Genomic DNA, 11,252 nt, shown 5'->3' on the forward strand with positions numbered 1-11,252 from the left:
CACGCATCTGGGGATCGGTTCCTGGCGTGAAAGAAATTTCCTGGGTTTGATTGTTATTGAAGCCAGGGACAACAGCGATGACAGGGTCTTCTCGCATGGAGCGGGCCGCGAGTGAATAGGTTTGGGATATGCGACATTTGAACGCGCTGGTGGATCTTTCCACCACAGATATTGAAGAGATTTTTGCGCTGGCGAAGCGAATGAAAACTGGTGTGGCGAAGGGGATTCGTCCGCAGTTAATGCCCGGGCGTGTGCTGACCCAGATCTTTGAAAAACCGTCGCTGCGGACCCGGTTAAGTTTTGATGCTGCCATGATGCAACTGGGTGGGAGCAGTATCTTTCTCTCAGCCAAAGATGCCGGGATTGGTGGACGGGAAGCTGTGCAGGATGTCGCCCGCGTCATTGGTGGCTATAGCGATGTGATCGCGCTCAGAACATTTTCCCAGCAACTGATTGACGACTTCGTCCAGTATGCGGGGGTGCCGGTGATCAATGGGTTGTCGGATGATCGACATCCATGCCAGGCACTGACAGATCTATTTACCATGCAGGAAGTCTTCGGCTCGATCGCGGGAAAGAAGTTTGTATTTGTCGGTGACGGTAATAACGTGGCGACATCACTGGCGACGTGCTGTTCGATGCTGGGTGTCGAGTTTGTGCTGTGTGCTCCGGAAGAATACCGCCTGGGAGCAGATTTCCTCGACCGTGTGAAATCTTACCTGCCCAAGATTCACATTACTGAGACATCGAACTTTGCCGAAGCTCTCAAAGATGCGGCGGTAATTTATACTGATGTCTGGACAAGTATGGGGCAGGAAGCGGAGGCGGAAGCCCGGCAGCAAGTGTTCCAGCCATTCCAGGTCAATGAGAATCTGCTGAAGCTGGCTCCAGCTTCAGCCCGGTTCATGCACTGCCTCCCAGCCAAGCGGGGGAAGGAAGTGACCGATGAAATTATTGACGGGCCACAGAGCATCGTCTTTCAGCAGGCCGAAAATCGTATGCATCTGGCGAAGGCATTGATTTTGTGGGTGCTGGAAGTGAATGCGTAATGCAGTTGGGATTTGGTGTTTGGCATTTGGTGTTGGATATGAGAAACACTGGGCCACTCAAATACCCAATACCAAACACCTAAAACCAGAACTTAAGCAGCGGCTTGCAGCGTTTCGCTGTGGAAGAGTCGCTGGTAAATGGGGCAGGTGGCGAGCAATTCGTGATGCTGGCCATCCGCAATCAGGCGGCCTTGATCGAGGACGACAATCCGGCTGATGAAGCTGAGTAGCGAAGGCGACATCGCGTGCGTAATCAGCAAGGTGGTGCGGCCTTTTGTGAATTCGGCCAGAGCTTTCTGAATGGCCTGTTCGCTGTGAGCATCAATCGCAGATGTCGGCTCGTCGAGAATCAGGATGGAAGGATTGCGAAGCATGGCTCTGGCCAGTGCAATCCGCTGACGCTGACCGCCAGAGAGCTCCCGGCCACCGGAACCCAGGCCTGTTTCCAGGCCATCGGGAAGTTTGTTGGCGAATTCGAGAACGGAACTTCGGGCGGCTGCTGATTCAATCGCTTCGCGCGTGGGAGATTCCTGTTCTGTCGAAGCACCGTTCCGAATATTTCCGGCAATCGTATCATCGAAGAGCATGGTTTCCTGAGAAACAATAGCGATCTGATCTCTCAAATCGCGAGGTTTGACATCGCGGAGATCAATGCCATCAATCAGGATGCGGCCTTTTTCAGGATCGGCGAAGCGAGGCAATAGATTGACCAGTGTCGACTTTCCAGAGCCATTGGTGCCGACAATCGCAACAGCCTCTCCGGCATGGATCGTCAGATCGAGATTGACGAGTACCGGTCGGCGGTTCTCACCTTCGGCCTGTGGATAAGTAAATGTAATGCCCTCAAAGCGAATTGCTTCGGCATGCCTCGGAAGAGGGACTGGATTGGCAGGTGGTATGATCGAGGGCTGCTGATCGAGGGCTTTAAAAATCCGTTCGGCGGCTGTTCCCGTCTGGCGGATGCGCGTGACGTATCGCGAGAACTTGCGGATTGGGTCAAGAGTTCCCGCCATGAGTGTGTAGAGCACGGAAAGATCGGTGAAGTTCATGGGGGTTTCAGTGAACTGGATCGGGCCGATGAACGTCTGGCCTTCAAGTACGAGATATCCTGCCGGAATGAGAACGGCCATCACTGCCATCATTCCAAGGTTTTCAGCGACTGGGCTGCTGAGTGCATCGATCCTGACGATCTGTAGCGCTTTGCGGAAATAGGCACGATTCTCACGTCGAAAGCGGGCCCGGTGATCGCGCTGTGTTCCAAAGGCAATGACGATTCGAGAAAGTGAAAAGGTTTCTTCCAGTTGCTGATAGATGCGGGACATGGCATCGAGTGTGCGATGCATCGCCCGTTTGAGCCTGCGGCTGAGCAGGTAGAACATCGTGCCGGCAATTGGTACGAACAGCAGCAGGACGAACGTGAGGCGAAAGTTGATCATGAGCGCGGCACTCAGGCAGGTTATGGCCTTCAGAGGTTCGCGAATGACTTCGCCGCCAGCCAGCATCAGCCCTTGTGTCAATTGCTGAGTATCATTCATGAACGTTGCCATATACCGGGGAGTGCCAGTAGCAGCGACTTCGAGTGGATCTGATTTCAACAGATGGCGATAAAGATCTTTTCTCAAATCCATGACAGTCAGTTCAGCCACCTTACCGACATAGAGATCCTGTATGACCGTTGCGGCCCCTTTGAGGAACGTCGCTGCCACAAGAATTCCCATGAGTCCCAGGAGCAGTCGGAAGGGATCATCTGGCAGCCAGGGGACAACGCGCTGGTTAAGCCACGTCATGAGGTAAAGCCTGCGCGCCCAGGTATCGATCTCTTTCTGGAGTCTGGCCTGCTCGCGTGTGGCGCTGAGAGGCAAAGTTTTCACTGTCGATGGATGAGAAGCTTGCAAGGAGATCGCAGCAGGGCCGACCTCTGGTTCGAGAGCCATTCCGTGGCGATGGAGGAGTTGATGAAGCTCGTTTCGTGATTCTTCGAGCTTTTTGGACGAGGTTTCAATCTCGTTCTGGATGTAAGAGCCGAGATGTTCCCCTTCGAGGAAAACTTTGATGACGGGATATGTCAGCAGGAGCGCGCCACCCCAGAGAAGCGCAACAACTCCTCCGAAGCTGATGGCAAATGCCAGCAGCTTCCAATAGGGCTTCACATACCTCGCGAGGCGACTCCATTCCCGCACGAAAAATGATCCTTGGTTCGAATCCCTGAACACTGGAAATCAAAGGGGCATTACAAAAGATTTCATCCAAAGCGTAAAGGGGAACTGCTTTGGAGCCGATTCGACCTGCGGGATTCGCAGTTTGCTCGCCGAGCAAAACGAATCACTTCGGGCACGAATACGGGTTATCCCAGACGGAATTTGATGTCTTTGAGTTTGAGTTCCGGGAGTATTTTCTGCAGATTTTCGACGATAGGTTTCTGGTGAAATGCTGAAAGTTCACTGAGAGCTGCCGGGTGAGAGACGTAAACCTGCAGGACACCACGAGAGATTCGGGCGGGTCTGGTAAGAGTCGAATAGGCTGCGGGAACCACTTGTTTCCAGGCAGAACGGAGCCGATCATCTTCCTGGATTTGTGAATATCCTCGCAATTGCATCAGTTGTGCGAGGACATCGCCCAGTTGTCTTGGTGGAGGATCGTCGGTCATGGGGTTTCTGCTCGACAATCGGGTGCGGCTGGAAGAAGTGACATACTCGTTCAACTGAGAGATCTTCAGCCAGAGCTGGAAAGCTATTCAAGAGTGTGCGAACTTCTTGGGTATGAATCAATCGAAGTTGCTCAGTGAACTACGGCAGCAGTTCGAATCGCAGGTTACCGAAAGACCTGCGATTCTCGGTGGAAGTCCGTTCTGGCCTCATGGGGCTCCTGCCCGTTTCCTGCCACGAGATGAGATTGCCTATGAAATGGCCCGCTCGTTGCAGGGCGATGATTGGGCAGTCTACGAAGGGGGCGAGCATGCGGGTTTGCGAGAGGATCTGGCTCAGCGATTTCCTGGGCGCAGACCCGTACTGACATCCAGCGGTACCGTGGCCATCGAACTGGCCTTGAGAGCTGCGGGCGTGGGACCAGGTGATGAAGTTCTGCTGGCCGCCTATGACTTTGAGGCGAATTTCAAGAATGTCCTGGCTGTGGGGGCGTTGCCAGTGCTGGTCGATGTGGTGCCAGAATACTGGACGATCGATCCCCTGGGGTTAGAAGCGGCTGATTTGCCACGAGTGAAGGCATTGATTGCCAGCCATCTGCATGGGCAAACGCCGGATTGGTTACGATTACGAGATTGGTGCCAGGTTCGTGAAGTGGTGCTGATAGAAGATGCCTGCCAGTCACCAGCACGCTATGCACGCCGCGAGCTATTGAGTGCCGAAATCAATGGCGAGTCTGCTCTGGAAAACCTTGTTGGTGAGCAGCCTGTGGGAGAGATTGTGGCGTTCAGTTTCGGAGGGAGTAAGCCGATCAGTGCGGGTCGCGGCGGGGCGTTGCTGCTTTCGACTGAACGGCAGGAAGCAAGGCTCAGGCTGCACACTCAACGCGGGAATGAGGCTTATCCGCTTTCCGAGTTGCAGGCGCTGGTTGTCAGGCCGCAATGGAAGTTTCTGGCCGCTCACGATCAACATCGCTGGCAACAGGCCATGACGATCGAAATGGCCTGGGATGAGTTATGCGGTCAAAGGCATGTATCGAGTGATCAGCACGAAGAACGATCATTGGTTTCGTTGTACAAACTGGGATTGTGGTATGAGCCCGAATTCTGGGGGGGCTTGAGCAGGGATCGATTGGTGGCTGCTGCGCAGGCAGAAGGATTACCACTGGCCGCCGGGTATTCGGCCCTGCACGAAACCCATTCTTCAAAGCGATATCGTCGTGCTGGCTATCTTGAGCATGCCAGTGCCGCCGGGAGAAATGTGCTGCAACTGCATCATACAGCGCTTTCGGGAAGTGAGCAGACAACACGTGAAGTCGTGGCGCTTCTGCTGAAGCTCAAAGAGCATGCCCATCAACTGCAAAGCGAATAAATCACCATGATCGCGAGGGAGAGTCAGGTTCTGGTGGTAGCAGGTGACTGGAACTGAGTGGCAACAATTGCGGAAAGCCACATGAAAGACCTATCTTTTGAATGTGGATATTTCTTAATATTGTGGTTGAACTCCCCAATGATTGACCACCGACGAAACGCAATTTGAAGCGTCGCTTTGAAAGTCACCCACCCTGCTGGCTCGAAGCAGCAGGCATCGCAAACAGGATGGCAGACATGGCGGTATTTCAAAGGGCGACGCGTATCATTTTGATGATGCGACACTTGATCAGGCTTTATCATGCCCCGCATCCTGATTGTTGAACCACGCCCTTCCTTTCGCGAAGGTCTTCGTCAGACGCTGGTCGATGCCGGCTATGAGATTGAGACGCTCGATATCGATCAGGATCTGCCGGCCGCCATACAGATCCGCCCGGCTCTGGTGGTTCTTGGTTGTGAAGCCATTGAGTTTCTCCCGCTGATCAAATCCCAGTGTACGCCTCCTGTGGCAGTGCTGCTGCTGATCAAGGCCGGCGAGTTGGGATTGATTCTTAAGGCGGTTGATGGAGCGGCTGATCTGATCTATTCATACGAACGACCACTGCAGGATGTCCTGCAAGGCATCCAGCGATTGACGAGGCCGCGCAGTGATGACGTCGTGCCCCAGTTATCGCACCAGGATCGACTGATCGTGGCACTCAGGTCGGTCTGTGATGATCTGAATCTGACACATAAGCGGCACATTTCGGAAGTGCTCAAGCGTCAGTATGCCGAGCAGAAGCTGGTGGAGTCGGAATCGTTTTATCGGTCTTTAGTGGAGACATTGCCATACGCGATGTTCCGCAAAGATCTGCATGGGCGAGTGACATTTGCCAACCGCAAGCTGTGTGAGATTCTGGGATCTCCGCCAAATGAGGTGGTGGGTAAGACGGATTATGACTTCTTTCCGAAAGATCTGGCCGATAAGTACCGGGCTGATGATCGATATGTCACTGAAACGAGAGCACAGTTTGAAACGATCGAAGAATTTGTGACACCTTCGGGAGAGGTGCATTACACGCATGTGATGAAGAACCCGGTCTATGATGGTCGAGGGAATTGCGTCGGAATCCAGGGGATCTTCTCGGATGTGACCGATCGCAAACGAACAGAGATCGCTCTCGATCAGGAGCGGGATCTGCTGAATAACCTCATGAAGAGCATTCCGGATAACATTTACTTCAAGGATGTGCGGGGCAGGTATCTGCGTATCAATCAGGCGAAAGCTGCCGCGAGCGGCTTGTCCGATCCGAGCCTGGCGATTGGAAAATCGGATACTGATTTCTTCTCGGCAGAGCATGCAGCGATTGCTCGTAAAGATGAAGAATATGTGATGCAGACCCGTCTGCCATTGATTGGTAAGGAAGAACGGGTGGTCTGGAGTGATGGTCATATCCGATGGATGTCGACCACCAAATTGCCGTTGATTTCACCAGCGGGTGAAGTGATTGGAACCTACGGAGTCTCTCGCGATATTACCCCGATGAAGCTGGCTGAGCAGGCCTTGAGGGAAGCCAAGGATGCGGCTGAAGCGGCGAACCGGGCGAAGAGTGATTTTCTCGCCAATATGAGCCATGAGATTCGCACTCCATTGAATGCGATTATTGGCATGACAGAACTGGTGATGGATACCGATCTGAAGGTGGCACAGCGGGATTACCTGCGGATGGTGCTGGAATCGGGTGAATCGCTTCTGGGGATTATCAACGACATTCTTGACTTTTCGAAGATTGAAGCCGGTCGACTGCATGTCGATGAGCAACCTTTCCGATTACGCGATTCGCTGGGCGACACGATGAAATCGCTCTCGAATCGCGCTCATCGCAAGAAGCTCGAACTGGCGTTTCATGTCTCACCAGATGTTCCCGATGAGGTTCGTGGAGATGCAGTCCGGGTGCGCCAGGTGATCATCAATCTGCTGGGGAATGCACTCAAGTTTACCGAACGCGGCGAGGTAGTTCTCGATGTTTCTGTCGAGAGTCGAACTGCCGAACAGGTGACATTGCATTTCAAGGTGCAGGATACCGGGATCGGGATTGCCAAAGATAAATTTGAGTCCATTTTTGAAGCGTTCGAGCAGGCCGATTCTTCGACCACCAGACGATATGGCGGGACAGGGCTGGGATTGGCGATCTCTGCCCGGCTGGTGGAACTGATGCAGGGAAAAATCTGGGTGGAAAGTGAAGTGGGGCAAGGAAGTACCTTTCACTTTACGCTCAATCTGGGGGTGGAGGCCGAGGGGAGTGTGCAGCCACTTGCGCAGGAGCCTCAACTGCATGGTATGCGTGTGCTGATTGTGGACGACAACCAGACGAATCGAAAGATTCTGGAAGAGTTGACGTTGCTGTGGGGGATGCGTCCAAGAATTGCCGCAGGAGCAATCGAAGCCCGGCGAGAGTTGCAGCATGCGATCGATCAAGGCGAGCCGATTCGATTGATCATTACCGATGCGCAGATGCCGGGAGAAGACGGGTTCAGTCTGTCGGCATCGATTCGCAGTCTGGAGAACATGCCTCCGGTGGAAATCCTGATGCTGACATCCGGGGATCGGCTGGAAGATCTTTCACGGTGTCAACAACTGGGGATTGCCGGTTATCTCATCAAGCCCGTAAAACAATCCGAGTTGTATAACTCGATTGTGGGAATCATGGGGCAGGTACCTCGTGCCGTGCCTATGGCTTCGGCGATGGCTGTGCCTGAAAGATCCGCCAATTCGCGGAGAATTCTGCTGGCAGAAGACAGCCTGGCCAATCAGAAGCTGGCACTGGGATTACTGGAACGATGGGGGCACCGGGTGGTGGTGGCCAGCAACGGCATCGAGGCGATTGAACGCTATCGCAGTGAATCGTTCGACCTGATTCTGATGGACGTGCAGATGCCCGAACTCGACGGGAATGAAGCCACTATGGCCATTCGCGAGATTGAAAGGCGGACAGGAGAGCATATTCCGATCGTGGCGATGACAGCGCATGCCCTGCAGGGGGATCGTGAACAATGCCTGAAGGCCGGAATGGATGATTATCTGATGAAGCCAATTCGGGCTCGTCAGTTGTTTCAGATGATTGAGCAGGTCTGTAACGATCATGCTCCACGCTGGAAGCCGCTCTACCAGATGACCAGTGAGGGTGTTGCGGCAAGAACCGATGATGTTTGTGCCGAAGAAACTCGTCGGGAGCAGCAGGTCAATGCTGGGGAACCTCAGCCGGGTTGCCAGCCAGTCATTGAAGATCCGATGAATACAGCAGGTGCCATCCAGACCATTGATGGTGAAGCTGAGTTGTTGGTGAAGTCAGAGGATGATGTTGACTGGCAGTTAGCATTGCGTGCGACAAATGGAGATCGGGCACTATTGGCAGATGTGGGTCAGGCTTTTCTTGAGGAGACCCCCTGGCTGCTGAACAAACTCGATGACGCGATCACCACACAGGATGCCAAGCTGTTTCAAAGACTCAGTCATACATTGAAAAGTGCATTTCGAACCTTTGGCGCGAACAAACTGAGTGAGCAGTATGAGCAGATGGAAATGGACGTGAAGCGCGCAGGTCGATTACCTGAAGCAGAGTTGGTGGCCAGGTATCGGCAATCGGCTGATCATGTCGTCGCGAGAATTGCCAAAGAATTGCCAAGAGTTTGTGCAGAGACTGCTTCAGGCTCCGGCAAGGGGATGTGAATAACTTCTTGTATGAGGTGATTTCTTTCATCCATAGCCTGGGAAATCTCTATGAGTGTTTCAAAGGAGCTGAGTTGGTAGATATATGTCATGGTGACCAGAGAGCGAGAGTCCTGGAACTTGCATTGAGTCTGAGAAGGTGAAATCAAAGTCGACTGGGCAGATCACTGGCAATTCTTAGGTTGTGAATGACAACTGGGGCGTCGATGGCTATGCGAATTCAACTTGAGAATTTTCGGTATCAAGCGGGGAATCGGGTATGACGAGTATTCTCGTGGTCGATGATTCTTCGACGGATCGACGCCTGGTCTGCGGCCTGTTAAAGGCGAACACACAGTGGATTGTGAGTGAAGCTTCGAGCGGTTCTGAAGCTTTGCAGATGATTGCGCTCAATCCTGTGGATGTAGTTCTGACAGATCTGGCGATGCCGGATATCAGTGGGTTAGAACTGGTCACCACACTCAGGCGAGACTGTCCGCGTTTGCCCGTGGTGATCATGACGGGAGTCGGGACAGATGAGATTGCCGTGATGGCACTGAAGCTGGGTGCATCGAGCTATGTGCCGAAGTGTCGACTGGCACAGGACTTGACGGATGCGATTCAGGGTGTGCTCGATGCCGTGCGGGACGATACGACACGTGAGCGTCTGTCACAGCGGATTGTTCATCACAAAATTGAATTTTGCATCGAGAATGATCCGGAACTGATTGCCTCTCTGGTGCAATACCTTCAGGAAGAGACAGCTCGAAGTGGAATTTGTGAAGCAGCAGATCGAATCCGTGTGGGAGTGGCCTTACAGGAAGCGATGACGAACGCATGTTATCACGGAAATCTCGAGGTAAGTTCGAGTTTGCGTGAGATCGATCATCGTCAGTTCTATGAGTTGGCTCGCTCCAGGATGAGTATCTCTCCTTATCAGGAGAGGCGGATTCACGTCGCTGCGGAGTTTTCGCCTGCAGCGGCCTGCTTTGTGATTCGTGATGAGGGGCCAGGTTTCGACCCGGGGACGATTCCGGATCCGACAGTGCCTGAGAATCTTGAGAAGCCATGCGGCCGAGGGTTACTGCTGATTCAGATGTTTATGGATGAGGTGGAATACAGCAAACAAGGGAATCAAGTGGTTCTAAAAAAATACCGTCGCGAACATTTGGGGAACTCGTGAGGTCAATTGACGTCTGAATGCCCGACAGATCGATGTGAGACGGTTCCAGGGTTGTCACTGGCGTGACGGGTCTCAGGAGGGGCGCTGAAAGTTGTCGTCAGGCCTGGTGAATCGCATCACAAGTTGATCAGAAGATCATTAGCAGAGGATATCAGATTGTATTTTTGGAGATCTGTTCATCTGGTGTTCAGGTTCGGTCTGGAAAATGCAGATCTCAATCAAAGTGAGTTCTCACCAAAGCCAGTTTGAAACAGATTCACCAGCCGGGTACTCACCAGCACAGTATTCACGAACACAGTATTCACGAACCAAGTGACAGTGCTCCCAAGTGAATTGAGAGTCGTCCATCAAGCGAACCTTTTTTTGACGGAGGGTGTCCTCCGAGTTTATGTCAGTGGAATTTTTTTGTGGGAGGGCCTCATGTTCACACCGGCCCCGGTTGTTCCGGCCAGTTATTTTGAAATGAGAAAACAGGGGACAGTACTGCGACTGCATTTGAAAAAATCAGTGAGCAGTCTGTCGGACGAACGGATTCTGGATGAGGTCGATACAGTGGTCGCCTCATTGAAAGAACATGTTCCGGATGCGGTGGTTGTCGATCTTTCATCGGCACCTTACTTTGGTTCCTGCCTGTTGGAAGTGCTCCGGCATATCCATGAGGAAGCAGGGCGACAAGGGGCCAAAATGGTGTTGTACGGTGCCTCACCGATTGCACGCGAAGTGCTGGAGATTTCGCACTTCAATCGATTGATTCCGCTGGTTTCGACCGAGGATCAGGCACTCAAAAGCCTGGTCGCCTGATTCAGTCCTGCATCTCGTTCCCCGATTTTATCGGGAGCAATTCTAACGGAGGCCCGGCAGTACGATCTGCCGGGCCTGATTTTTTGGCAGAAGGTCTTCATGAGAGCAACTCTCTTGAATCCTAAGCGATGAAGACTTGTGGTTGCCAAGTTTTACAGCCACCTGAGGATGGGATTGAGGATGGCTAGCAGCTTCAAGCACGCATGCTGGACAGCGCATCGATTCGCATTTGAATTCCGGAATACGTCGATCGATGCATGGTTAACTGTGCAGTTCCAAAAAAGAGTGTGGCGGTGGTCAGGCCGCAGGCTTGCTCTGGCCGACCCATCTCTGCCGTCCTTCGCATGGCCATAACCACCGCCACTTCCCATCGAACGTCGGCAGTTATCGGAAATGCTTGTGACAGCTTGTTGTCACACCTGTTTCAGGTTGTGCAAAGAAATTGTTGAATCGAAGCCATTCGCTTCACTATTGATTCATACTTAGCGATGTTTCAAACTATGAGGTTTGGAGAAACTT

7 protein-coding genes are annotated in these 11,252 nt (G+C 52.8%); 5 read left to right on the top strand and 2 right to left on the bottom strand.

The features are described from left to right. Positions 1-128 precede the first annotated feature (128 nt). Positions 129-1,049: an ornithine carbamoyltransferase gene (gene argF, locus A6X21_RS05845; RefSeq protein ID WP_068846678.1), complete on the top strand. Its 921-nt coding sequence runs from the start codon at positions 129-131 to the stop codon at positions 1,047-1,049. A 92-nt stretch (positions 1,050-1,141) separates the two neighbouring features. On the opposite strand, the gene A6X21_RS05850 is transcribed toward argF, so the two are convergent. Together A6X21_RS05850 and A6X21_RS05855 are read right to left on the bottom strand one after the other, a co-directional pair. Further along, positions 1,142-3,229 (bottom strand): ABC transporter ATP-binding protein, encoded by a 2,088-nt coding sequence (locus A6X21_RS05850; RefSeq protein ID WP_131818208.1) that lies wholly within the window; start codon positions 3,227-3,229, stop codon positions 1,142-1,144. Positions 3,230-3,393: 164 nt separating this feature from the next. Next, positions 3,394-3,696: a DciA family protein gene (locus tag A6X21_RS05855; RefSeq protein WP_068846680.1), complete on the bottom strand. Its 303-nt coding sequence runs from the start codon at positions 3,694-3,696 to the stop codon at positions 3,394-3,396. A 112-nt stretch (positions 3,697-3,808) separates the two neighbouring features. Here A6X21_RS05855 and A6X21_RS05860 point away from each other — a divergent pair, with 112 nt between their 5' ends. The 4 genes from A6X21_RS05860 (at position 3,809) to A6X21_RS05875 (ending at position 10,733) form a co-directional block, all read left to right on the top strand. Further along, positions 3,809-5,062, top strand: coding sequence for an aminotransferase class I/II-fold pyridoxal phosphate-dependent enzyme (locus tag A6X21_RS05860; RefSeq protein WP_068846681.1), 1,254 nt, complete (start codon positions 3,809-3,811; stop codon positions 5,060-5,062). Between the two features lie 300 nt (positions 5,063-5,362). Then, entirely contained in the window at positions 5,363-8,770 is a 3,408-nt protein-coding gene (locus tag A6X21_RS05865) for a response regulator (RefSeq protein WP_068846682.1), read from the top strand. 259 nt (positions 8,771-9,029) lie between these two features. Beyond that, on the top strand, positions 9,030-9,932 hold the full coding sequence (locus A6X21_RS05870) for an ATP-binding response regulator (protein WP_068846683.1): 903 nt from the start codon (positions 9,030-9,032) through the stop codon (positions 9,930-9,932). A gap of 420 nt (positions 9,933-10,352) precedes the next feature. Then, positions 10,353-10,733, top strand: coding sequence for an STAS domain-containing protein (locus A6X21_RS05875; RefSeq protein ID WP_131818209.1), 381 nt, complete (start codon positions 10,353-10,355; stop codon positions 10,731-10,733). Positions 10,734-11,252: the final 519 nt, after the last annotated feature.

Source organism: Planctopirus hydrillae (assembly GCF_001707835.1).
Lineage (GTDB): Bacteria > Planctomycetota > Planctomycetia > Planctomycetales > Planctomycetaceae > Planctopirus > Planctopirus hydrillae.

Bases quoted from the DNA above. Each gene is read 5' to 3' on its own strand.
- argF (WP_068846678.1), top strand. From the start codon at position 129: ATGCGACATTTGAACGCGCTGGTGGATCTTTCCACCACAGATATTGAA.
- A6X21_RS05855 (WP_068846680.1), bottom strand. From the start codon at position 3,696: ATGACCGACGATCCTCCACCAAGACAACTGGGCGATGTCCTCGCACAA.
- A6X21_RS05860 (WP_068846681.1), top strand. From the start codon at position 3,809: ATGAATCAATCGAAGTTGCTCAGTGAACTACGGCAGCAGTTCGAATCG.
- A6X21_RS05865 (WP_068846682.1), top strand. From the start codon at position 5,363: ATGCCCCGCATCCTGATTGTTGAACCACGCCCTTCCTTTCGCGAAGGT.
- A6X21_RS05870 (WP_068846683.1), top strand. From the start codon at position 9,030: ATGACGAGTATTCTCGTGGTCGATGATTCTTCGACGGATCGACGCCTG.
- A6X21_RS05875 (WP_131818209.1), top strand. From the start codon at position 10,353: ATGTTCACACCGGCCCCGGTTGTTCCGGCCAGTTATTTTGAAATGAGA.